Here is a 24,615-nt window from a genome sequence, read left to right as displayed (position 1 = left end):
TGTAGTTCAATTCCTTCCTAATTTCCTTTAAAGTATTTAGCTTTTGTTATCGCCCAGGAACCATTTTTCTTCGTTATATATACCACTACATTATCTGCTCTAACATAGCGTATATTGTTTTCATTGTCATAACTTAATAACTCAATTGCAAAAATAATAACTCTCTGTTCGGAGTTTAATTTATTATGTTTTACAATTCTTATTTTATTAAGATCCTCATTAAACAAATCAGTTTTAATGTTCTTATAATCCTCAATTTTAATAATCTTGTTTTCATAGGGGGTATTTTGTTTTATATCATCGAATAATTTGAATGCTATTGCTTCTGTTTTTTGTTTTTCGCTTACGCCGTTAAAATAATGAATAAGTACTAGGGATACTATGGTGACCGTTATTACGCCCCCAAGGATGTAGACAACCCTTTTCAAGAAACCACCTGCTTCGAAAAGACTTCTGTAATAGATATACTACATTTTTACCTTGTAGTTGCGCTACACTGCCCTTCCCTCGGTTTTAAGGGTTTATCTCACATATACTCACTCATTCGCAGGATTTCATCACCATGGATTAGATATGGAGGTGGAATAAGCTGGGGGCGGATGCCGTAAGTCTAGTGACTGAGCATGCGGGAACAGAGGAATTGCTTTAGCCATTCTTTTCTGCCTAACTCTACTGCACGCAAACTCCACAAGCGCCCTGGTGTTTACCATCCCATGGCTCGACGGGTCTATGCCCTTACATTCCATCGTCATACTTATCCAAGGTGTGGAGACCGATTGCGTTTAGCGGACGGGTCTAAGCCCTTATTGGGCAGGAACTCGGTTCTCCGTGCTTTCTTTGTTAAATTCCTGCGAATGAGTCAATATACGTGATAGATCAATGCTCTACGCTGCTGGTAAAACGAGATGACTTGCCTTTTCGGGAGTGAAAGTTTCTGCTCTATGGACCATGCCGATTAAAACTCGTGCTACTTTGCCCACAAGTTTAAAGACAGACTGTTGTTTTTTCATGTGCTTTACTTGAACATTGTGCTGATGTAATTCTTGAAAGACTGGATTAATTCCTATGAGCTGGATCGTCGCCAGATAAAGATATTTTCTTAACCTGGAGTCCCCTCGTTTCGAGATAACGATCTGGCCTTTCCTTTTTCCCGATGTGCTTTCTGCCAAATTTAGACCGGCTTTGCGTAGTAACTGACGTCCATGCGCATACTGCCTGAGGTCGCCAGCACCTGCTAAGATAGCCGCAACGAAGATAGGAACCATGCCTTTTATGGAACGCATATGAAAGGCCATGGGGATCTCCTCTAGCAATACGTGAAGCTGCTTTTCAATGTCCGCTAACATCTCCGTAATTCGCTCAAACTCCGCGATTAAACGTGCTAAATCTAGCTTTGCTTCAGCTAAAGCAGTAATGTCTCCCACACTTCGCTTAGCTTGGGCAATGAGCTCAGCTGCCTTTTGTATGCCTGTTGTACCGCCTGCCCTCTGCATGTGTTTTTTCCATATCGCTATGATTTCTGGTACGGTCTGATCTGCAAGATCTTGAGGTGTAGGGAACTCCTTCAGTGTAGCCATTGAACGTTTGCAGGTCCAATCCTTAAATACAGAGCTGTACTCCGGATAACGGATATCCAGCCACCGAATAATACGATTTTGTAACCGTACACTATTAGCAACCCAAAATTCTCGATCGCTCATCAGCGTCCGTAGCCGCTCAAATACATGGGTCTGTTTCGTATGTTCATAGTAGTAGCCTCGACTTACTACATCTGCAATGACAAGCGCATCTTTAGGGTCACTTTTCGATTGACAGTTGTCACGGTTCTCTTTATTACGTTTTGTCGTTGCTGGATTAACTAAAACGACTTGCAACTCTATATTTGTAAGCCAATTGGCTAGGTTCCACCAATAATGGCCTGTCGGTTCCATGCCTATGATTACATTGCTCAGACGGTGCTTTTGCTGGATACCTTCGATCCATCGCTGCAACTTTTCAAATCCCTCTATGGTGTTGCTAAATGATAGATGCCGATTCGTCAGTACGATCCCACGATAATTCGTAATCTATGCCACATGCGTTTCCTTGGCCATGTCAATCCCTACAATTAAATGCGAGGTCGTAATTCGTTCGATACGTTGATTTTGTGCTGTCGATTGTTTAAACTTCATGATAAGAGCGCCTCCTTGATGGTATTGGGTTATTTACCCTTGGACAAACCCATCATACCGAGGCGCTCCTTTTTTGACAAAGGAGATTTCTTAGCCTTAACAGGAATGTTTAGTCGAGAAAATGGCAGCTCATTATGTGTGAGCTGCCATTAGTGTCTTTATTGAGCTAATGTTCCCGGTTAGCAGAACATTCATTGTAGGATATTTCAATCATGCGTTAACTCATGATTATTCACACATTGTTCCGGTTTTGCATTGATTTCATTTTGAGGTTTACCAGTATAATACCTATGATAATTAATATAAGTCCGAAGACCATCTTAATAGTAATGGTTTCCCCTAAAAAAATAACGCTAATCACGATCGCAATGAGTGGGACTAAAAAGTTAAACGATCCAATTTTTCCGGCTTCACCCGATCTAACAAGCAAAAAGAAAACGAGCCAGGTCAAGGCCGTGCAGAAGATTGCAATAACCGACAACGTCGAGATGAACGGCTGGTTCCAAACGATATCCGTCCAGTTTTCAACGGCAGTACCCGTAATCAACAATACAATTCCACCGAAGATCATCTGAAGAGTAGTTAACCATATCGCATCGACCTTAGTAGATGTTTTCTTCATATAAATCGTACCGAATGACCATGTAACCGTGCTAGCTAAACCAAGCAAGACACCTAGGGTCGAAATATTTCCAGATCCATCGCTGATGCTAATAACAGCGACTCCTATAAAGCCTAAAATCAAGCCGACTATTTTGAAGCCGTTCATGGATTCACCCAACCACAACCAAGCTCCGATTCCGAGCAGAACGGGCTGCATAAACACGATTGTCGAAAATAAACCGGCAGGCATCATACTCAGTCCGAATGTTTGAAAACCGAAAAAGAGAATGATGTTCAAGATTGCGGAAATCAGGTAAATGTGCCAAGTTTGTTTTAATTTAAGACTTCGATATCGCGGTAAAGCGAATACAAGCAAAATGAGACCTCCTATAGTGATCCTCAAACCAGCAAAAAGCAACGGTGTTGCGAATTCAAGTGCATATTTAGAGAGCGGCCAGTTCACCCCCCACATCGCAACTAAAAAAGTAAGTAGGATAAATGTTTTTGTTCTCGAGAGCTGCATTTTCTTCAAGCTCCTTTCTGTGATGTTGTTTACTATGGTACAATAGCTCAACACATAAATAAAATGAATGTTTTTCATGAGGAGGATATCAAATTTGTTATGAATCAATCTCAACTTTTATTGTTTGTAAAGATAGTCGAGACCGGTAGCTTTACAAAGGCTGGTGAGCAACTGAGTATGACGCAGCCTGCCGTAAGTCGCGCCATCTCTACACTTGAATCCGAATTAGGAGTCACTCTTATGATTCGGGATCGTAAAAGCGGCGTTATCCTCACCGATATTGGCTTGCGGTTGCTTTCCATATTCAGAGAGATTTTACACGGATACAGTAGGGTTGAGCAGGAGGTCACGGCTGAAAAAGGGTTTGAAGTTGGTACTGTTCGTGTTGGGGTGTTTCCTATTGTGTCTGCGCACTTCGTGCCGAAAATATTGCGGGTTATTGGGGAAAAGCATCCGGGGTTGACATTCGAACTGTATGATGGGACCATCGATGAGATTAAAAAATGGCTAGATTCCAGAATGATCGATGTCGGTTGGATCATTCCGCCGAGCAACGAACTTGAAACGATCCCTTTCTTCCGAGATGAATTATGTCTGATCCATCGAGATGATCATCCATTGCAAAGTCTAGAAACAATCCATATTACGGATCTAGACAATGAGCCTATGATTGTGTGCAAAGGTGGGTTTGTAACACCGATTTACGAGCTGTTCCAGCAATTTGGGGCCACGTTGAACACCAAATATAATGGTCATAACATAAACACTGCGTTGAATCTGATTCAAGAAGGGCTAGGCATCTCGATCGTATCGAAAACTTCTCTATCGTTATCGAGAATTCCACCTAATGTCCGCATCCGGACAATTGATCCGCAGCCTTATAGAGAAATTCATCTGGCGGTTCCTTCATTAAAGGAGGCTTCTTACGGTGTCAAACTGTTCATTCAGATTGCAAAAGAGCTTTTTTATCCAGTTCTGCACTAGCACCTTCAACGGAAAATCCCATTATGTAGAGCTGAGTTGACTTAAACTGCCCGTTAACGCAAAGAAGCTACCGATCGGTGACGGCAGCTTCTTCCTGGTCGTATATTCAACTATCGTCTCCCGTCCCTCGTTTAGCCATACATGCAGCGCAAGATCAGCGCTGCACCACAGAGGATGAAAATGGTTAGAATCTGTCAATACTTCTAACTGGGCTGGGAGAAGAAGGTCTATGAACTATGGTGCCATTAGAGCCCAACCGTTAGTCTGACTCCAACCATCACGGTGCATCACAGAATGTCGCACCCTTTACGGGTAGCACTTATGGGAGATTAATCCTTTTTGACTGGTTGCACCTGCCTTACCTTTGCTTTTAGAAGAAAGTCGCTACTACCTCTTCAACTACATAATCTTTAATATCATAGGCTCAGGCCTTTTTTAAAAAGAGTTTTTATGGGTCTTTTTTGTTTTGCTCATTTACTGGTTTTGAGCTAATTTAATTTTCATGGGAGTGTAACAAATCATCCCAATACTAAGTTTCTCTTTTATTCCAACGTTCTGTAATAATTTTGACTAAGGTTTTATTATCTAAAAATATATCTTTAAGTGAGACAATGGAGTGCCATGAATAACCTGTACCGATACCAAATAAGCACTCATCGTAAATTAAGCTTATAAGTAATTCCTGGTTGGTTTTATCATTGTGGTGAATTGAACTTGAAACATTATTATAGATATCGATCTCGTAATACATAATATGATCCGCTGCTCTTTCAATTGTTAATTGTCCTGTAAGACTTGAGAACCAAGCATAAAACGATTTCCGACTCTCCTCAAATCCTTTCTCGCCTTGATCACCTGTTTTAAATAGTTCTCGGAATAGAGTTTGTTCTGTTAGTAAAATCCCATTATGATCTGTTAAAGAGTTGTGCGAAATGCGCCTTACCATCTCAGCTCAAACATTTTTATAAGATTCACAAAAAAGCTTTTCCTCAAGAAGCCCCCAATGAGCAGTTTCAAGAGATGGAAATTTAACCACTTCATCCTTTCTAGAAATAAACGCATTTTGTATATAGATCAAGTAGTTTAGTGAGTACGGAGCAAAGGACTTTATTGTGAAATTATTCAATTAAACCCCCTCCTTTATTTCCATCACACTTATCTTACAATTAATGGATTCGGTTGGCTGCTGTGTAGTGTTGTTGAGTTAAGTTCCTCGTTAGTTCAATCGATTGGCATTACTGAACGAATTTTATTCTACGTTCATCAAATGTCTTTTCCTCAGTTGTTCCAAATCCATACCCGTCACTGATGATTTGGTTAACTGGAACAAGCGGGGTTAAGGCAATTTTTCTTTTACCGCCCTCTAATACGGTAACGATAAAGAAGTAGTTCACTCCGTTTATGTGATATATATCCTCTCTATATACTTCATAGTTAACAGCCACATATGAAATCTGAGGTGCGGTAAATGACTCGATATAACGAGCAGGTATATATATTTTTCCATATTCGTAGGGTATTTGCTTCGAAGCGACAAGATGAGCTTTTTTGATATTAAATAACCCAAGCTTATGTTCTTTATTTTGCTTGTTGTTGAAAAAGTAAAATAGTGTATCACGTTGACCTTTAACCCATAAATCCAGGATACATGACCAGTCTTTTGCATTTATTGAGTTGATGTATTTGTCAACTATGTATTCAGTCGACATATCTTTTGCGTATGCTGAATTAGCAGTTAGGATGTTCAGCATAAGTATTAGAAATAACGAAAACTTTTGCATTTGTGCATACCTCCAATCTTCTTTGGATTGATTAGTATGCCCATGGGTTCAACGATTTCCAATAGGTGATTAACTATCCTGCCCATTCGGAACAAAGGCATCAGGTCTTTATTGACCGGATGCCGTAGACTCCCATCATTCATTATAATTTTTAGGATCTATTAAGCTCTGTTAATGTTGATTGTTGATTATCCTCCAAACCAAACCTCCATCGAAATAAGTCTCTTTTTCAACGTTCAATTTAACACTTTTATTAGAACTCGAGTACCCTGGTTCTTCATTTACAATGTATAAAGTATTTTCATTTTTCCATTCCATAGAAAAGTTTCTTTTCGCATCACTATGATAAACAGTCTTTATTTTGTTATCATCATGATTAGTAATTTCTACCCATAAGTTAACTCCACCAACAGCACCACCATAAGTATTATAGAAAGCATTAGCAGTATATTTGCCGGTTGGGGATTCCACAGGTCCTTTATAAAATTCACCTTCAAGGTTATCGAATGTAAAAAAGTATGTATTGTATATCACTTGTGTTGAAACGATACCAATTCCTATGAGAGTTGCAATTAATAGTTTTTTAGGAAATGGCTTCTTTTTGATAAAGAAAACAAATAGTTTGAAACAAAATATTAAAAACAATAGAACTGTAATGAGAGAAAGGATGAAGAAGCCTAATAAGTATAAATAATTAATAGTAATTCCTCCAATGAAGTATTCTCATATTCCTTACAGTTTAAGTAACGTAACCAAGTGGGATAATGTTTCAAATATTTGGAATCTGCTGTTGGGTTCAACAAATGAAGCAGCCGTTTACTTGCCAGCTGCTGTCTTAGCAATATTAGGGTCTATTATTGAACTGTTCTTCATTAAAATATGCACTACTAAAAGTTGCACTTCTGAGTTTAGCCCAAACTCATTTTGTATCGCTTTTGCTCTGTTGTCTGGGTCATGCCGTATCCATAGTATTCTCTTAATATTATCTCGTTTTTCGTATGAGCTAGTCATAACTGTGTCCGCATCAATCCTTTGAAATTCTTTGAAGTCATTCTTTTGCATTGCATCATGCAGTTTCATAATTGTTGATAGAATATCGGACGGTATGGAGCTGTCAGCAATAGGTGTTCTTTCATTTCCCTCCAAGAGAGCTTCGCGAATTAGTACTCGCATTCTTTCTTGTTCATATATAAGATTTGTATTTTGCAATTGAATTTCAGCTGATTGTACATTCAATCTATTCTTCTCCGACTCAAAATCAGCTTTTAGTTTCAAAATGTCATTTCTCTTTCTGGGCTACTTCATTCTTAAATGCGATAGTTGTTTGTTCATTTTCTTTACCTCATTACTGAGTGTTTCCATCAATTAAACACATTCCCTAAGATAATTGCAGATTCTTAACTAGATAACTTTCAATTATCCTCCATAGCCTGGCCTAATTTCCCTGCATGATTCCACGTTATCCTACCCATTACTTCAACAAAAACGGCAACTGATCCTCTGATATCGGCTGCCGTTGTTTTTATTGAGCTATAGTTCTTCGTTTAGCTAATCGAAAATCACTTATCATTATCCACATCTCTCTTTTTTATTATTTGTTGTAGAGAAATGTGAATTGCTCTGAGGTAACTGATAACGCATATGAAACCAATTATCAAAATCAATATGAGAATTCCCAAAGGTTCCTTCACTCCTCATTATAAGATAACCTTATGTTACCACATATTGGAACTATCCTGCCCTGGTGGCGATCTCGGTTGAAATGGTGGTCCTTTGTGCTTCGCACTTCTGTTTGCGCCACGGGAGAATCCGCAGAAAAGAAAAACCGCCAGGGCACAATGCCTTGGCGGTTAATTTATCGTTGATCTAATGTATATCCTTTGTCAGCACCTTCAGAAGGTCCGACTTACACAGTTTAGTCATGAATATCAGTTAAACACAATCGATAGTTATTTTTATAGTCTAACCATTATATAAACTTATAAACATCTAACATCTACTTAATGAACTATCGTTTTTCATTTGTTTATATCCAACTGTAAACATTCTATATAATCCTCTTAATTTAACTAATCAACGAATTTCTTATCTAGTACGACTATTAAAAAAGTGGCTATTGGTCCCAGCAATAAAGACAGAAGAAACCAATTCATACCACTTCTATTTTTCCCTTGTGCTAATCCAGCATTAATTAATGCAAGTGTACCCCATCCGACTGTAAAACTACTTGTATTCATATACAGACTCCTTTACTCTCATGAACTCGGTTATTTCACATAACGTGATATTCACAAAGTTCAAATTTACATTATCTCAAAAGTATTCGTGAAGTCAACTATCCTGCCCATAGATTAACAAAATGAGCAGGCAGCACCTGCTCATCCATATATGGTATTTAACTATTGTTTCCAGTTAGTTTAATGCTATGTTGTTGGGTAGTCACCCCAAAGTTCAATTGCATTTCCATCAGGGTCAAAAAACTTAAAGGACAAGCCTTGATAGTCTGACAACTTCCCTACCTTAATACCCTTGTCATTAAATTGCTGGTAAAGCGAACGGATATCATCATCCACAGTAAAGCCGTATGTTGCTTGTACACCATTTGTGTAATTCATATGTGATGTAACTTTTCCTTCATCATTAGGGATTAAGAATACCCGGACTCCTGATTCTGTTCTCAATTCTAGACAAATCGGGTCATCAACCGCTAATTTAAAGCCGAGATGTTCCGAGTACCATTTCAAAGCCTGTTGAAGATTAGTTACAGGTATGTACTGGTAACTGGTTTTTAATTGCATAGAAAACCGCCTCCCATAATTTCTCTAACCAATAAATACCACGCGACTATTCAATTATCCTGCCAGCTAAACAAAGGGCTGCTACGCGGCAGCCCTCTGTTTAGCTATCATTCACCGTTGGTTTAGAAGACAGTTGTGTGTGCTTCGCCGTTAGTGTACTGAAGAATCCAGATTTTAATTTGTCTTGCTACTTCTTCTACATTGTTATCAGTAGTTACAACAGTTGGCATAGGTGGGTCAAATGCAGAAGAAGAAATCTCAAGTAACTCTTTTGCGATTTTTATAATCCTGAATCATCTCATCAGACCAATTTCTCTCTCTCAAGCGTTTTTCTCGTGTCACGTCATTACGTAAGTTTTACCTGAACCACTTAAACCAGTAACAATTAAGTAAAGGTAACTTCTTTTACATTTTTAACTTTCTTCAATGAGCCGTTGTAGATTTGCTTTGGCTTCATCAACAGCAACTCGTTCTCCAACACTTTGTTTGTGCGATTAGTTGAGCTGCCTTCTCGGTTCCCGTAGTGCCCCCGGCACGCTGCATATGGACTCGCCATGCACTAAGGACATCGGATACTGTATGCTCCTCAAGATCCTGCGGACAAGGAAAGGTCTTGAGAGTCGCCAATGAACGCTTACAGGTCCAATCTTTGAACACAGAAGGATATCCCGGGAAATGAATATCTAGCCATCGTACGATTCGATTCTGCAGCCGTACACTATTCGTCACCCAAAATTCTCGGTCACTCATCAAGGTCTTCAAGCGCTGGAACTCATGTGACTGACGCGTGTACTTGTAGTAGAAACCTCGGCTGAGGGAATCTGCGATGGTCAGTGCATCTTTTGGGTCATTTTTTGACGGGCTATTATCCCGGTTTTCTTTATTTCTCTTCGTCGTTGCTGGATTAACCATGACCACATGCACGCTTTTATCTGATAACCAGTTGGCCAGGTTAAACCAGTAATGCCCGGTTGGTTCCATGCCGATAATGAGCCTATTCAATCGATGTTTCTGCTGTAGCTCACTCATCCAGCGGCTCAGTTTTTCAAACCCTTCAGTACTATTGGAAAATGAGAGATGGCGTTTCGAAACCACTATTCCACAGAAATTTGTAGCTTGTGCAACATGTATTTCTTTCGCCATATCGATCCCTACTACAAGATGCGAGGTAGTAATTTGTTCAACCCGTTGATTTTGTGCATCTATTTCCTTAAACTTCATAGTAAGAGCTCCTCCCTGATGTGTTCTCGACAAACCCATCATACCGAGGCGCTCCTTTTTCTCAAAGCTCTCATTTCTTAAACTCTACAGGATTGTTTAGTAAAATGAAAAAAAAGAGCATCGCCGCGCAGCCTGTTCCATGTTCCGGTTGAATTATATCACCCGATTGTTCAATCCAATTAGGTAATACTCATTTATTCTTCTGTAAGCAACAGGCAGTCGAAGATACACTGGCGACAGTGCTTCCCATCTGCCTTCTCTTCGCTAAGCGACGAGACTGATTAAATTGTTATCGGGATCCTTTATGATCGCATATCGCTCTCCCCATGGTGTATCCCGCGGCTCGAGGAAGCCGTGATACCCAAGCGTCGTCAACTGACGGTACACGTCGTCCAGCGCTTCGTTGCTGGAGAACTGAAAGGCGAGCTCGGTCCGGTAGCCGACAGGATCCTCCCAACCCTCAAAAACACTCTTTACCGATTCCACCATATCGAATGCAATCACAATTCCTTCTTGCTCAACGTCTACGTGATGCGCTTCGTCGGCGCCGTCTGGAATAGCCAGCCCCAGCACGCGATAAAAATCCAAAGCCCTCTTCATCTCTTCTACGTAAATCGCGACTCGTTTCAACTTTACAGTCATGCTTTGCAACTCCCCTCGCCTAGCTTGATTTTCACTCCCATTATAGTAATTGTCCCTCGTTGCAAAATAGTAAAAAACGGACTTCCTCACTCCTGCTTGGTCAGCCGTTTGAGTGGAAGTCCGTAATATTGCTTAAAAACGCCAGCGAAGTGCGACTGATCGTAGTACCCGTGTTGAAGCGCCAAATCCGTCAAGCTGAAATAGTCTCCGCTATACAATTCCTCCAGCACGCTTTGAAAGCGAACGATGCCGAGCATCTCCTTCGGGCTGAGACCAAGCTCCAGTTCAAAGGCCCTTCGCAGATGCCTCTCGCTGAAGTTCACTTTATCCGCCAAATCCGTTACGGAGAGATTACCTTTGACCTCGTATATATACTGCATGCTCTGGTAGACCAAAGTGGCAGCAGGCTCCTCGGTCGAAGCCAGTATTTGGCCTAATTGCTGCTCGACGACCTCGATTCTGTCTGGTAACGATTGGGCAGTCAGCAGCTTTTCGACCCAATCGAGAGCCTCTTGTCCCCAGAGATCCTCCAAAAAAACACGATTTGCCGTTAATCTCGATATTGGAGACTTCAGGATCGCGCGGGCCGACTCCGAATACAGCCGGATGCCCCATACCGAGCGTGCTTTTGCAAATTGCAGAACTTCGACTTGTGTCGTTAGCCCTACGACATAAGCGGCCTGCCTGCTTGATGAAGCGAGCAGGTCCACTATAATATCGACACAGCCATCGGGGATGACTCGATGTCCCGGATTTCCCGGTACCGGCAGGAAATCCACCGTCCAATAGGCAGCTACATGCGACGCCAGGCTACGGCTCGGTGCAAACTCCCGGAAGTTGTGCGAGTGGATATGCAACTGCGGCTGCAATTGGGGAGCATGCAAGGGTCGGTAAGGATGGCTCATCTGCGCTTCTTCCTCCTATTACGTGAAAAATCTTGACACTTTGGCGGCTTTCAAGGCTAACTTGGCTCGCCGAGGAATGAATTCCACCTCATGAATGTGAAAGACGGCTCAAATACCCGCACAAATGTTACATCGAAGGGTGGAAAAGGAGATAATGCTTCTCTCGCAGCCATTTTCATTTCTGTAATTTCTTCTTCATTCATGCCCCATTTTGTTTGCCCCAAAGTCAAATGTGGATGGAAGTGATCCAACTCCTTATGTACTAAATAAAAGACGTTTGATGTTACTCAAAGTTGCGCTATGCTGCCCTTTACTACTATTGTAATGGCAGTTGATCCTGATGAACTGCAGCCAAACGAATTCAAGTATATTAACTCCCAAACAAAACATCTATTATAGATCCCAATTTTCCGACTTTCTTATCTTCCAGGACATTTGGGTCATAGATCTCCACAGAGCCACAATTTATACAAGATACGAACAAATAGTGATTGTGCTGGATATCGAGCAACTTACTCAACCCTGCACCAGTCATTGCAATTTCTTTGACCGTACAATCGGTGCCGTTACATTTAGAACATTTGAAATTATCTCCACTTCTAAAATCTGCTGGAACATGGGGACCCCTCTCAATACTATCTTTTATAGATTTCAAACTCATTAGGCATTATATATATTTTTTAATGCTTTTCTTGCGCATTCTCCCTCAGACCACTGATTCATTTTTCTAAAATCCGTGTTGTCTGTAATCTGGTCTATGTTACCAATCAGGCGTTTTTGGGATAACTGTTGAATGTCAGGATCCACAATCTGATTTGTGATGAGGCTGGCAATTGCTTCACCGTTCATTACTTTAAAAGGACGATCATAAAAGGTTGAAACATCCTCAGGAATCTTTTCCGTGACCCCTAATCCGTTGTGCATATTTGATAGAGGTTTGTATGCATTATTCAACGCAAGCTCGCGTTCTCTCCATGTGACTGCCGTTTGAGCAGTCCAAAGATGAGGCATGATTTGATCAGAGCATTTCAATTGTTTAAAAGCCGTACCAAACCATTTTGGATAGGGTGCATATTGCCGCTCCATAAGAAAACAAAGATTCATAATATCGCGGACAAGGCGTGAAGCGATAATAGCCGATCCAAGCTCGTCACCTGTAAAGCCTGAACGCAGCATCAGATGTTCCTCTTGACCGATTCGCTGCCAACTTGATGCCATAAGATACAACCAAATATCGTGAGGGTAATATTCGAATTGTTTGCGTAATGTGGAAAGTTGACCCTTGTCGTCCCTATAAACTGCCCCCTTTGTTATTTCAAGCAGTGACTGCGAAGGAAACGTTAACCAATCTGTTAGTTCTAATTCATCTTTGTTAACGGCAAGATAACTTTCAATGAACTTCGGCACTGTTGTTATAACGCTTTTCTTTATATCAACATGGAAGCCGTAGTACTGTTCCGGAGCTTGCTCGTGGAGAGCGGAAAGTATTTGATCTGAGTACCCTATATCTTGTTGGGTAAGAAATAGATACACCCGCGGCACCCAATCGTGATCGGTCGACATTTCCGTATCATAACCGAGCACTTCGCTTCCGGGACCAATTAGAGCCGATGAATATGACAAGAAAGAGTAATGGCTCGTCATTACAGGCTCAACGAATTCTACATGAAATCGACGACATAATTCTATTCCTTTAATAAAAGACATTCCCCATTCCTCCAAGTCTGTCAACATCTTCTTTATAAGTCCTGCCGTCTTCTCCACCGGATAAAGGGCAGGTACATAATCGTGAATATTAAAAGTGCAATAACTTCTTCTACTGCCAAATAATAAGGGTATGGACCTAATAAATCTAATAGAGAGGCGCCTTCTGGCTTATGCTTAAGAAACATGTAATTGGCGTCCAGCCAATAATCTGTACCACCAACAACTACGAGAAGAATGTTCAGAAAGATCATTGTAATCCAAATGGATTTCCAGGTCGGACGGAAGTTTTCGATCCACGTCATATAGAGAGGGGCAAGGATAATTGCAATATGAACGATGAAGAAGTGAAAAAATCGGAAATGCGGAAACGGATAATCTAAATCTGGCGTGAATATCGCTTGTATCGCACCACCAATGCCCGCGAAGAATATGATCTGATAAAGCAATCTACTCCTTGTAAACAACATAATAATAGCAAGGAACTGTGATATACTACAGAGCTCGAGCGGAAGCGTGTATTTAACGTCCCATAGTCCTAGAATAGCATACCAGTAATAGAGGACTATCTGAGGCGCCAAGAGGCCCAGGAGAATACTGTACCTAATAATCGTTTTTACAAGATCGTGGTTACGGACTTCCGACCGAAAGAAATATAGAAGAAGCACCGAAACAACCAGAGCTGTAAGCATAACTGTATGAGCAGCGGTGTAGGGTATAAAATCTTCTGTACCATTCCGGGCAAAAAACGCAGGCATGTCATCTCCCCCCTTTGGATCTTCATCAGTATACAGTTCTCCTTGCAAGCCATCACTAACTTCAGCTACATTGACACCATCCACTAATACCCCTTGGTTATTAATTCATCTTACAATTATTGGATAGAACTAATCAACCATATGTCTTCAATAAAAAGACTGCACCAACAGTCATCCAAGATGACTTTTGGTACAGTCTTAAATAATCTTTACACGTTTACTATATGTTTGTCACGGGCAATCTTGGTCGCAGCGACCATGTTGCGGAGCGAGGCAATTGTCTCTTCCTTACCGCGTGTTTTTAGTCCGCAGTCTGGGTTAATCCAGAACAGCTTTGGATCCAGTACTTGCAGAGCCCGATCAATCATTCCTGTCATTTCTTCAATGTCCGGAACACGTGGGCTATGGATATCGTATACACCAAGACCAATGCCAAGTTTATACGTATTTTGTTCGAAGCTTTGAATCAGTTCACCATGACTGCGCGAAGTTTCAATGGAGATCACATCCGCATCCATTGCTTCAATCGAATCGATCATGTCATGGAACTCGCAATAGCACATATGAGTATGGATTTGCGTTGTATCTTGGACGGTACATGTCGTTACTCGGAACGCTTTTACTGCCCATGCCAAGTAGTCAGCTTGTTCATTCTCCTTCAGCGGCAGGCCTTCCCGTACAGCAGGCTCATCCACCTGAATCATTCCAATTCCGGCTTTCTCCAGTGCCTCAACTTCTTGACGCAGGGCATAAGCCAGTTGATAAGCAATTTGCTCTCTTGCCAGATCATCACGAACGAACGACCAGTTCATAATGGTAATCGGGCCGGTGAGCATACCTTTAACCGGTCTTGCAGTCTTTGATTGTGCATATACGGTTTCTTCTACAGTCATTGCTTTAGTAAATTCGACGTCTCCATAGATGACCGGAGGCTTCACACAACGGGAACCATACGATTGTACCCAGCCGTTTTGCGTAAAGGCGAAACCATCAAGCTTCTCCCCAAAAAATTCAACCATATCCGTCCGCTCAAATTCTCCGTGAACAAGTACATCCAGCCCAATCTCTTCTTGATGCTTAATCCAGCTGTCGATTTGTTCTTTAATGAAGACAGAATACTGCTCGCTGTTCCACTCCCCTTTCCGCCAGGTCTGACGGGCTTTACGTACTTCCGCCGATTGCGGGAAGCTGCCGATTGTTGTCGTTGGGAACAAAGGAAGCTGCCATTTCTGCTGTTGGGCATGTTGACGGCTTTCAAAGTTGGACTGACGAGCAGCATCTTGCCCTTGAATAACTGCCACTGCCTCTTGCACAGCCTTACGGTTCCTTGCTTCAGATTGTTCCAGCGCTTGAAGCGCCTTCTCACTTTGTTCTAGCTCCACTGAGATGGAAGCCTCACCTTTATTTAACGCACGTGTCAACAAGGTAAGCTCATCCAGCTTTTCATCAGCAAAGGCAAGTGCGTTCGTAAGCGTAGGCTGCAGCTTGGATTCCCCCTTCACCGTTACCGGTACATGCAACAGGCTGCAGGAGGATTGAATGAGCAGTTTGTCTGATGCAGCATGACCTTGTAGCTCTTTCAGAAGTTCCAGCTTTTCTCCAAGCGATGCCTTCCAGATGCCACGGCCATCAATGACACCTGCGCCAAGCACTTTATCTTTAGGGAAACCGAATTCACGAATAGATGCCAGGTTGCCTTGAAGTCCGTGTACGAAATCTAGGCCGATCCCCTGAACAGGCAGATTAATAATTTCCTTATAGTTTTCCACCGATTCGAAATACGTCTGAAGCAGAAGATTTAGAGAAGGCACCGCTTCAGCCAATTTGCCATATACCGTTTGAAGTCTGGTCACATCATCTCTGCTCAGCTTAGTGACGAGGGCTGGCTCATCGATTTGTACCCACTGAACGCCTTCTTCTTCAAGCTCCTTCAGCACTTCCACATACAACTTAACTAGAATAGACAGCCATGTGTCAGTCTCCGACTTGCCATAGCCCTTCGACAGCTTCAGGAACGTGAACGGTCCTAAGATGACCGGCTTGCCTTCAATTCCGAGCTTCTGTTTGGCTTCGCGATAAGCTGCAAGCGGCTTGTTCTCAGTGAGTACTGGCTCCGCGCTGTACAGCTCAGGAACGATATAGTGATAGTTCGTATTGAACCACTTCGTCATTTCACTTGCTGCCGCATCCTTCGTACCTCGAGCGACACCATAATAGACCGATAACGGAACGGCACCACCTGTATAGTTAAACCGCTTTGGAATGATCCCGAACATAGCAGCCGTATCCAATACTTGATCATAATAGCTGAAATCATTAACGGCGATTAGATCGATTCCCTTCTCCTTTTGCTTGCGAAGATGATTCAACCGAATCTCCTGAAGTTGATTATGAAGCTCCGATTCCTCAAGCTTTCCGGACCAGAATGCCTCCAGCGCTTTTTTCCATTCCCGGTTCTCACCAATCCGAGGATACCCCAATACACTGCTCTTTGCCATGTGCAACAACCCCTTATCAATTGTTTGTTACAAACAAGATATCATGGTTTCGGAGTTATAGTGTAACTGTAAAATACTATATCTGGTTATAGCTATTGGCTATAACGAATTTCATTTCAGCACATCAATAAGAAAAAGACCTCGCTCCGGTATAATCCCGAAGCGAGGCGATGTTAGCTATTAGTTTAATAGCCCAAAGCTGTTTTTGCATCTTTCCATTTTTTATTCAACTTATCGAAGGCTGCTTTGAGATCATCAGCTACAATGTACTCTTGAACGTAGTCGCCAGTACCGATGCCGATTTGCGCTTTGTTCGCAATTTCATTGTATTTAGGATCCGTTGCTTCACTTTCGATCAGCGTTGGGTTCAAAGCTTGAAACTCTGCCAATTGCGGAATAGATGATTTGGCCGATTTGTCGATTGGCATAAAGCCGGAATCTTCAACGTAACCGGATTCTTTTACATAGAACTCAACCCAAGCTTTAGCAAGCTCCTTGTTTTTGCTGTCTTTGCTTACGGCTACGAAATAGTCGGAACCAAGCGGTGCGTTGTACTTACCACTGTTATCATAAGGAAGTGGGAAGAAACCGATATCTTCCGATGCTGCACCAGCACCAATAATTTGTGGGATTACCCAGTTGCCAAGGAAATACATGGCCGCTTTGCCGCTTGCTACTTCGCCTTTGGACAATTCCCAGTTGTTCGTATACAAGTCTTTCTCTACATAGCCTTTTTCAACGAAAGTGCGGCCAATGGTTGCGAGTGTGCCCCAAGCGTTATCTACTTGGAACGGTGCTTCCTCGGATACTTGTTTCGTTGCGAATTGCGGATCGCCGTTGACATACCAAGCAGAGCCATCTCCCCAGTTGCCCATCGGCCATTGAGCGCCAAAGTTCATGTACAGCGGTGTGATGTTCGCTGCTTTCAGCTTAGCAGCATCTGCATAAAGCTCATCGAGCGTTGTTGGCACTTTATCAATACCAGCAGCTGCGAATGCTTTTTTGTTATATACGATACCTTGTGTGTTAACACCGGTAGACAGGCCGTAACGTTTGCCTTCAGACAAAGTGTTGTCCGCGAAGTAAACGTTATCGAACCATTCGTCTGGAAGCGGTTCGAAATATTTGCTGTATTCTGATGTAGCAAGGCCAGAAGGAATCATCAGAACGTCGCCGGCTTCCCCTGTCGTCAAGCGGACTTGAATGTCCGTTGCGTAGTTAGTGAGACCTTCAAATTCTACTTTCGCATTTGGATATTTTTGCTTGAACGCAGCTGCATACTTGTCAAAAGTTCCATCATTAACATAGTCCGTTCTTTGCGTAAGTACTTTAATCGTGCCGCTCAGATCGCTTGGAGCGTCTGAGTCTGTTGCAGCAGCATTTGTCGCACCAGCGTCGTTAGAAGCTGTTGCATTGTTACCGCTGGAATTCGTTGCCGTTCCTGCATTGTTATTACCTGCATTGTTGCCTCCACAGGCAGCCGTGAGGACTACTGTTAAAGCAAGAACCAATGTGACTGCAAATCTTTTTTCCATCGTTGTTACCCCCTACAATTTAGTTTTACACAGCTTTCATTTGGTTTGTTGAACGTTTTGGTATCGCTTACATATCCATCATATCCGCTCTAAAAAAAAATTCACATGAAGTTTTTTTGTTTTTCTTGTCATTAATTATGCTAACATTTTTTGTTTTGTTAGGTTGCTAGACAGTAAAAGACTACTATTTCTTGGATGCCAAGAAATGATATTCTAACGTCTATTCCGTACTCCTAATGCATAATGCTCGCTTATGACTGCAGCCGCGCTTTTGCCATACATGCAGTAATCATCGTTACTTCCAGCTTCCTCGGCCTTATACAATCGTGCCGGCCAATCCCATAGCATAAAGCCCTGCATCCATTCGCGCTTCGAGCAAGATGCGAACATGGCTTCATAATAACGCTTTTGTTCAAGCTCGGAAGGGCTGCCAGAAAGTGACCAATCATTAGGCTTGAAAGGCGAGCCCTCACGGCTTGGACAACCAGCCTCCATGAAGAAGAACGGTTTGTTCCAAGGCTTCACTGCAGCTTCGATCCGGTTGAGCTGATCTTCCCATTGATCAATCGGATAATAGCCGCTTGAGGAAATAATATCGACAGCATCCCACCAGGTAACACGTTCCTCCTGATATTTGTCACAATTATAGGTAATAAGCCCACTGTAGATTTTGCGAACCTCAGCAATTAAATCGCGCCATTCCTTATCGCGTTTATCGGTCTGCACCATTTCGCAGCCGATGCACAGCATCTCACAGCCTTCCGCTTCTGCAATTGAGGCATAATGCATAATAAATGAAGCATAAGACTTGAACCACTCCGCCCAGCTTGGTTCACCAGGCACCTCATCATCGAAGAAATTAATGTGAGCCCGCCATGTCCCATTCGCACAGTTGACGACCGGCTTCAGACATACTTTTAACCCATGCCGCTTCGCTTCTCGGATGGCCCACAACACTTCACCGTCCGTTACGGTTGGTTCATTCCAATAAGGAATGTCTGTGGACTGCGGTGTTTCTTGGTCGGCAGCGAGTGCTATCGCCACCCAATTTACATTCAGCTTGGTCATCTCTGACATGGAGTGTTCCGCTTCCGGACTCGCCCACGTGCCGCGAACCCCTGTCCAGCCCCATGTCATTCCATTCACATACTCATTCCATTGTTTCAACGTTGATGCACTCCCCTATGAATTGCTTTTGTTTTGTCCTATCAGCTACTATTTAGTCCATTTAACTATTTCACCGCGCCATTCGTTACTCCCGCAAAAATATAACGCTGGAGGAACAGGAACAGCAATAATGTCGGAATGAAAATAATAAGAATGCCTGCCGATATTACGTTTAATTGAGCAGCATTTGGTCCGACAAAGGAATAGATAGCTGTCGATACGACCTTCAGTTTCTGGCTCGGCATGTATAAGTACGGTGTATAGAAATCGTTATAAATTGAAATAGTCTTCAAGATGACAAGAGTTGCTGTGGCAGGTCCTAGCAGCGGGAAAATAATAGAACGGTAGATTCTGAACAAGGAAGCCCCTTCGATCATCGCGCTTTCGTCCAAATCCTTTGGAATGCTATTAACAAACTGCAAGTAAATAACGATTTGAAGGACATCTGCTCCCAAATACAAAATGATCGGGCCACCCATCGTATTGTACAGATGCAGTGATTTAATCACACTGAACGTAGCAACTTGGGTCGTTACCATCGGAATAACTTGGGCAATCAGATACATCCCCATAATCGGTTTTTTCAACTTAAAATCAAATCTTCCGATTGCATAGGCGACCATCGTCCCGAACATGATATTACCGGCAACCGCAATGACGAGAATGATGAGAATATTTTTAAAGCCGAGCCCAAGCTTGCCGATGTCAATTACCTTGCTAAAGTTATCAAAGTTGAATAGATTAGCAGGCAGTCGAAGCCCCGATTGGTAATACTCGATCTGCGTCTTGAATGCACCAACAAATACAGAATACAAGGGAAAAAATACGACGAACAAGGCCATGGCCAGCGTTACATATTTGAATATAATAAAGGAGAATGATTCTTCTCGTTTCATCTCGTTATCTCTCCTCTCTGAACAGCAGCTTGCGTTGAATCACGATGAAGATTAGTACCATGATGAGCAGCACCACTGCCATTGCGGATGCGAGACCGAAGTTCTGATATTTGAACGCCGTGTCAACGGTCTTAATGACGAAGGTTGATGTATCATTCGCACCAAGCAGCATGACATATGGAATATCGAATGCTTCGAGAGCTCCGGTCAAGGTGAGAATAAGCATCAGCTCCATAACTTTTCGAATACTCGGCAAAGTAATGAACCGGAATTTCTGTCTGCTGTTTGCCCCGTCGATTGAAGCTGCTTCATACAAGTCACTCGGAATGGATTGCAGCGCCCCAATAAATATAACCATGTTGAGGCCCATATACTTCCACATCGAGATAAAAGCAAGTGAGAAGTTCACGAGATGTTTGTTTCCAAGCCAAGCCTGCTGCCATGATTCCAATCCAATTGAGCCAAGCAGCACATTAAGCGAACCGTATTCCATGTGATATAGGTTTTTGAACATGATTACCGTTGCAACACTGTGCAGGACGTAAGGGATGAACAGCATCGCCCGGAATCCGTTCCGACCACGCAGCTTGCCGGTCAGAATAACCGCGAAGTACAGCGATAACGCTACCTGGACAAGTCCGCCGATAAAATAATAAAGATTGTTCTTCAGCGCGCCGAACACTTCTGGCTTCGTGAATATTTCCTTGTAATTATCGAGGCCAATGAAATTCATATCCCAGCCTAGTCCACTCCAATCGGTTAAGCTGTAATAGATTAAGGAGATTGCTGGATAATACGAGAATGTCAGCGATAGCAGGACGGGAATCGTTAAAAATCCGAATAAAATAAGATAACGCTGTGTTTTGAAGCTGAAATTAAACAATAGGCTCCCTCGCTTTCTGTTGGATGATTGCACGCCGAATTGTTAACGCTTACACCGAATTATAGGCGATTGGCTCTATTATTTTAATGGTCTTTGTTATTCTTTATTGTCTTTAATTAACATAACTTTCACCTAACAATAATCACCTAACAATATCACGGTATTCTTTTGGCGTTTTACCGGTCATTTTTTTGAACACTTTTGTAAAATAAGCCGGATCCGCATAGCCTACCCTTTCGCCGACCATATACGTTTTCAAACCTTGCTCGTCGCGAAGCAGACGTTTTGCCTGTTCAATTCTCTCCGCGGTCAAATAGTCGGTTATCGTCTCTCCAGTTTCGGTTTTAAACAGCTTGCTCAGATAGCTTGGCGTCAAATAGACGAGATCAGCCAGACGCTGCAGTTCGATTTCTTCCGTATAATGCTTCAGAAGATACGCTTTAATGGTTTCAATCGCTTTATTCTCAGAACGTCCCTGCTCAAGCGTGAAAAACCGTTTGCTCATATCCGCGCGCAGTTGATCGGCAAATGCACGCCAATCATCGAAGCTCTCGGGAGCAATCATCTTAATCGGCTGGATATTCGACTGCTGCTGACCAAGCCATTGCTTTATTTCCTCACTTATAAGCACATCCATATCTGAACATACTTCCCTCAGCTCTTCCCAATTTAAACGGTAATTGGCGCATTCCAACAGCCAGCTTTCGAAAGCTCGTTTCGCCATTGCAAAGTCGCATACCTGAAGGGCTGGCAAAACCTCCTTATCGATAATACGAAGCAAGCGATAACGCTCTTCCTTATGTGTCGATTGGTTATTCATGCCAGAACACCAGCGCAGCTCGTTATTATACCAAGCATGTTGAAAAGCTGTCGAAGCTTCGCGATAAGCCTGTTGAAGCCAGATACTGCCACTGAAAACACTGCTAATTCCGATTTTCGCTTTCGTAAAGCTGGGCATTCGCTGCAGCAGTGTCACGGCAAGCTCTCGTACCGTATTCGCATGGTCATTCTCACCGACTGCGATCACCATTGCTTTTCGCTGACTATCGTTTATTACAATTTTGCGTTCACGCTGCCAGTCTGCGGTGAACTTTTCAAGCTGCTCATCCGTAATTGTCGGCTCAGCAGCTATAAACAGCACAGCATAATGCTCAGCAAACAAACGGCTGCTGTCAAGCTCGCTGCTTACCTCATCCATTAATGAAGCCGGCATTTGCCTGTCGTCAGCAAACAGCAGCAAACTGACCAAATCTTCCGATTCCAGCCGTTTGCGGCTATTCTCCTGCTTCACACTCGCCTCCACATTTGCAAGCATACGATTCAGTTCTTCTAAATTAACGGGTTTAAGCAGGTAATCCTTAACCTCATAGCGCAGCGCCTCCCGCGCATACTCGAAATCATTGAAGCCGCTCAGGACGGCGAACTTCACCTTTTTCCGCGTACGGATAATTTTCGCAATAAGCTGAAGCCCGGTCATTTGCGGCATTTTAATATCCGTAATAATTAAATCCGGCTCCAGATGCTCAAGCTCATTTAGGAGTTCCTGGCCGCTGCCATAGGAGCCGATAATGACATAGTCATCCCCTGCTTGTTCGATCAGCTTGCACAATCCGAGCCTAATACGTTCCTCGTCATCGACTACAATAATGTTCATAAGGTCATCCCCCTATTTTTGAACTGATCGGAAGTTTAATGGTCACGGTCGTTCCTTCATCTAACACGCTGTCAACCGTAATTCCATAAGCTGCGCCATAGCGTAATTTGAGCCGCTCGTTCACATTCCTCAGGCCAATGCCGCGGCCATCCCATTCCGGCATTTGCTCCGCATCAAGCATACTTCGCAGCCGCAGCAGCGCTGTCTCATCCATCCCGCTGCCCTCATCTTTGACGACAAAATATTGATCTCCTCCAGCTTGCATATAACCGATTGAAATAACCAGATCCCCCGTCTGCTCGTCGTACGCATGATTGATCGCATTTTCAACGATTGGTTGGAACAGCAGCTTCATGACTTCAATTTTCCCAATCGCGGAATCCTCCGGCAGCTTTAAGGAATAGCGAGTTCCATAACGATAGCTTAGAAGCTGCATATACATTCTCAGGTGCTCCCATTCCTGCTCGGCCTGTACCATCTCGCTTCCCGCATGAATGCTGTAACGAAGCTGCTGCCCGAGTAGCTGCACCATCTGTCCTACCTCCGGGTCATCATTGATGACAGCAGTCATTCGAATCGACTCGAGCGTGTTATAGATAAAATGAGGATTGATTTGACGCTGCAAGCTTTCGAGTTCGATCTGTTTTTTGCGCTGCTCGATCCGGTATATATCCTCAATCAAAGATATGATACGCGCCATCATCCGGTTGAAAGCGTTACCCACCATGCCTACCTCATCACGCCGCCTTATGGGGAACACTACATCCAGCTTGCCGGACTGAACCTGCTTCATCAGCTTAACTAGCGAGCGCAGCGGCTTGGTCAACGCAAAAATGGTGATAAGCGAGATGACGAACGCCAGACACATCGTGAAAATAGCAGCTGCCGTCGTATAATTGCGTGTTCGCATCGCATCAGACATGAGCTGCTTCTCAGGAATTGAGATGAGCATCAGCCAACCGGATTCCTCCGATTTGCGGTATATAACCAGCTGTGATTGATCCTTTTCACCGATATGAAAGCTGCCTTGTTTGCTAGTTATCTGCTTCAGCAGCTCATTTTCCGATAAATTTTGCAATAAGTATTTTTGCTCGCTGTCATAGATGACACTCTTCTGCTCATCCAAGATGAGCGTTGTACCATGCGTCGTCGCATCCAAATCCTGCACAATATTCGTTATAACCGATATGTTCGCATCAACTGCAATTAGCCCAATAGGATTATAAGATTTATCAATAATTTCCCGAACTACTGTAAACACATATTGTTTGCGGTTAACCGAGGTCACTTCCTGCGTGCTGACCAGAACAGGTTTGCCATGCGCTTCATCCGCAATTTGCTGCCAATTACCGTAATAGTCGCTCAGATTTGATCGTACGCCTCCACTTTTAATCACATAATAGGGATTGCCGTAACGGTCAAACAAATAAATATTGCTCGTACCCTCTTTAATATTGTTCATGAAATAAATACTGCTCTCGATTTTGCGCTGAATTTTAAGCTTTACCGTGTCATCCGCAGCCGATGTGTCGGTTAATATCCCCTTATCTTCATGCTCCTTCGCATAGTAGTCGTTGGACAGTTTCAATCCGGCTTGGATTTCATCCAAATAAGATGGGATAATCGAGATTTTTTTCATATCCACCGTGTAGTCGTCAAGCTTGCTTATCATTTTATCTGTTAGTTCCGAAGCATAGGATACCGTGTTCGTCTCGATCGTTTGCGTGTATCGCTGCGCAGATAATAAAGTAAGTAAAGCAATGGGAAGCAGAATAAGCAGAACAAAAACGATTAACAGCTTCGCTTCCATCCGTGTAGACGGCCACTCCGTCCATATTCGCAAACGGGAACCCAATTTGCTCAAGTTGTCATCTCCTTCAACCAGCTGCCCG

At 42.9% G+C, this 24,615-nt stretch carries 22 protein-coding genes and 1 pseudogene; 1 reads left to right on the top strand and 22 read right to left on the bottom strand.

Going from position 1 to position 24,615, the window contains the following annotated elements; translation table 11 throughout:
- Positions 1 to 17 precede the first annotated feature (17 nt).
- The 3 genes and pseudogenes from AB4Y93_RS01015 to AB4Y93_RS01005 all read right to left on the bottom strand — a co-directional run bounded on the left by AB4Y93_RS01015 (position 18) and on the right by AB4Y93_RS01005 (position 3,297).
- Positions 18 to 428, bottom strand: a complete 411-nt coding sequence (locus AB4Y93_RS01015; protein ID WP_441888166.1) for a hypothetical protein — start codon at positions 426 to 428, stop codon at positions 18 to 20.
- Between the two features lie 456 nt (positions 429 to 884).
- Positions 885 to 2,171 (bottom strand): annotated as a pseudogene (locus tag AB4Y93_RS01010) (IS110 family transposase).
- 232 nt (positions 2,172 to 2,403) lie between these two features.
- Positions 2,404 to 3,297, bottom strand: coding sequence for a DMT family transporter (locus AB4Y93_RS01005; protein WP_441889203.1), 894 nt, complete (start codon positions 3,295 to 3,297; stop codon positions 2,404 to 2,406).
- 99 nt (positions 3,298 to 3,396) lie between these two features.
- Between AB4Y93_RS01005 and AB4Y93_RS01000 the strand changes: the two genes are divergently transcribed.
- Complete coding sequence (locus AB4Y93_RS01000; RefSeq protein WP_441888165.1) at positions 3,397 to 4,281, top strand: LysR family transcriptional regulator; 885 nt, start codon at positions 3,397 to 3,399, stop codon at positions 4,279 to 4,281.
- Positions 4,282 to 4,810: 529 nt separating this feature from the next.
- Here AB4Y93_RS01000 and AB4Y93_RS00995 read toward each other — a convergent pair.
- From AB4Y93_RS00995 to AB4Y93_RS00905, 19 genes are all read right to left on the bottom strand, one after another.
- On the bottom strand, positions 4,811 to 5,227 hold the full coding sequence (locus AB4Y93_RS00995) for a PapG chaperone-binding domain-containing protein (protein WP_441888164.1): 417 nt from the start codon (positions 5,225 to 5,227) through the stop codon (positions 4,811 to 4,813).
- 289 nt (positions 5,228 to 5,516) lie between these two features.
- Positions 5,517 to 6,062: a hypothetical protein gene (locus tag AB4Y93_RS00990; RefSeq protein ID WP_441888163.1), complete on the bottom strand. Its 546-nt coding sequence runs from the start codon at positions 6,060 to 6,062 to the stop codon at positions 5,517 to 5,519.
- 171 nt (positions 6,063 to 6,233) lie between these two features.
- Positions 6,234 to 6,707: a DUF5412 family protein gene (locus AB4Y93_RS00985; RefSeq protein ID WP_441888162.1), complete on the bottom strand. Its 474-nt coding sequence runs from the start codon at positions 6,705 to 6,707 to the stop codon at positions 6,234 to 6,236.
- A 171-nt stretch (positions 6,708 to 6,878) separates the two neighbouring features.
- Positions 6,879 to 7,337: a hypothetical protein gene (locus tag AB4Y93_RS00980; RefSeq protein WP_441888161.1), complete on the bottom strand. Its 459-nt coding sequence runs from the start codon at positions 7,335 to 7,337 to the stop codon at positions 6,879 to 6,881.
- Between the two features lie 794 nt (positions 7,338 to 8,131).
- Positions 8,132 to 8,299 (bottom strand): hypothetical protein, encoded by a 168-nt coding sequence (locus AB4Y93_RS00975; protein WP_441888160.1) that lies wholly within the window; start codon positions 8,297 to 8,299, stop codon positions 8,132 to 8,134.
- Positions 8,300 to 8,485: 186 nt separating this feature from the next.
- Positions 8,486 to 8,860 (bottom strand): VOC family protein, encoded by a 375-nt coding sequence (locus AB4Y93_RS00970; RefSeq protein ID WP_441888159.1) that lies wholly within the window; start codon positions 8,858 to 8,860, stop codon positions 8,486 to 8,488.
- A 456-nt stretch (positions 8,861 to 9,316) separates the two neighbouring features.
- Positions 9,317 to 10,081, bottom strand: a complete 765-nt coding sequence (locus AB4Y93_RS00965) for an IS110 family transposase (protein WP_441888158.1) — start codon at positions 10,079 to 10,081, stop codon at positions 9,317 to 9,319.
- Between the two features lie 264 nt (positions 10,082 to 10,345).
- Positions 10,346 to 10,723, bottom strand: coding sequence for a VOC family protein (locus AB4Y93_RS00960; protein ID WP_441888157.1), 378 nt, complete (start codon positions 10,721 to 10,723; stop codon positions 10,346 to 10,348).
- An 86-nt stretch (positions 10,724 to 10,809) separates the two neighbouring features.
- Positions 10,810 to 11,628: a DUF6597 domain-containing transcriptional factor gene (locus tag AB4Y93_RS00955; RefSeq protein ID WP_441888156.1), complete on the bottom strand. Its 819-nt coding sequence runs from the start codon at positions 11,626 to 11,628 to the stop codon at positions 10,810 to 10,812.
- A gap of 370 nt (positions 11,629 to 11,998) precedes the next feature.
- Positions 11,999 to 12,289 (bottom strand): zinc ribbon domain-containing protein, encoded by a 291-nt coding sequence (locus AB4Y93_RS00950; RefSeq protein ID WP_441888155.1) that lies wholly within the window; start codon positions 12,287 to 12,289, stop codon positions 11,999 to 12,001.
- Positions 12,289 to 13,335: a DUF4037 domain-containing protein gene (locus AB4Y93_RS00945; RefSeq protein WP_441888154.1), complete on the bottom strand. Its 1,047-nt coding sequence runs from the start codon at positions 13,333 to 13,335 to the stop codon at positions 12,289 to 12,291. The genes AB4Y93_RS00950 and AB4Y93_RS00945 overlap by 1 nt, the downstream gene beginning before the upstream one ends.
- 32 nt (positions 13,336 to 13,367) lie before the next feature.
- Positions 13,368 to 14,090 carry a YwaF family protein gene (locus tag AB4Y93_RS00940; RefSeq protein WP_441888153.1) on the bottom strand — a complete coding sequence of 241 codons (723 nt, stop codon included), beginning with the start codon at positions 14,088 to 14,090 and terminating at the stop codon, positions 13,368 to 13,370.
- A 209-nt stretch (positions 14,091 to 14,299) separates the two neighbouring features.
- Positions 14,300 to 16,588: a 5-methyltetrahydropteroyltriglutamate--homocysteine S-methyltransferase gene (gene metE / locus AB4Y93_RS00935; protein WP_441888152.1), complete on the bottom strand. Its 2,289-nt coding sequence runs from the start codon at positions 16,586 to 16,588 to the stop codon at positions 14,300 to 14,302.
- Between the two features lie 185 nt (positions 16,589 to 16,773).
- A complete protein-coding gene (locus AB4Y93_RS00930) occupies positions 16,774 to 18,123 on the bottom strand; it encodes an ABC transporter substrate-binding protein (RefSeq protein ID WP_441888151.1) in 1,350 nt (449 codons plus the stop codon).
- Between the two features lie 213 nt (positions 18,124 to 18,336).
- On the bottom strand, positions 18,337 to 19,260 hold the full coding sequence (locus AB4Y93_RS00925) for a glycoside hydrolase family 113 (protein ID WP_441889201.1): 924 nt from the start codon (positions 19,258 to 19,260) through the stop codon (positions 18,337 to 18,339).
- A 95-nt stretch (positions 19,261 to 19,355) separates the two neighbouring features.
- Entirely contained in the window at positions 19,356 to 20,186 is an 831-nt protein-coding gene (locus tag AB4Y93_RS00920) for a carbohydrate ABC transporter permease (RefSeq protein ID WP_441888150.1), read from the bottom strand.
- Between the two features lie 4 nt (positions 20,187 to 20,190).
- Entirely contained in the window at positions 20,191 to 21,069 is an 879-nt protein-coding gene (locus AB4Y93_RS00915; protein ID WP_441888149.1) for a carbohydrate ABC transporter permease, read from the bottom strand.
- Between the two features lie 142 nt (positions 21,070 to 21,211).
- Positions 21,212 to 22,723 carry a response regulator transcription factor gene (locus AB4Y93_RS00910; protein WP_441888148.1) on the bottom strand — a complete coding sequence of 504 codons (1,512 nt, stop codon included), beginning with the start codon at positions 22,721 to 22,723 and terminating at the stop codon, positions 21,212 to 21,214.
- 4 nt (positions 22,724 to 22,727) lie between these two features.
- A complete protein-coding gene (locus AB4Y93_RS00905; RefSeq protein ID WP_441888147.1) occupies positions 22,728 to 24,587 on the bottom strand; it encodes a sensor histidine kinase in 1,860 nt (619 codons plus the stop codon).
- Positions 24,588 to 24,615: the final 28 nt, after the last annotated feature.

The sequence above is a fragment of the Paenibacillus sp. YAF4_2 genome (assembly GCF_052113225.1).
Taxonomy (GTDB): Bacteria; Bacillota; Bacilli; order Paenibacillales; family Paenibacillaceae; genus Pristimantibacillus.
This window is presented reverse-complemented; position numbering and strand designations above follow the sequence as displayed.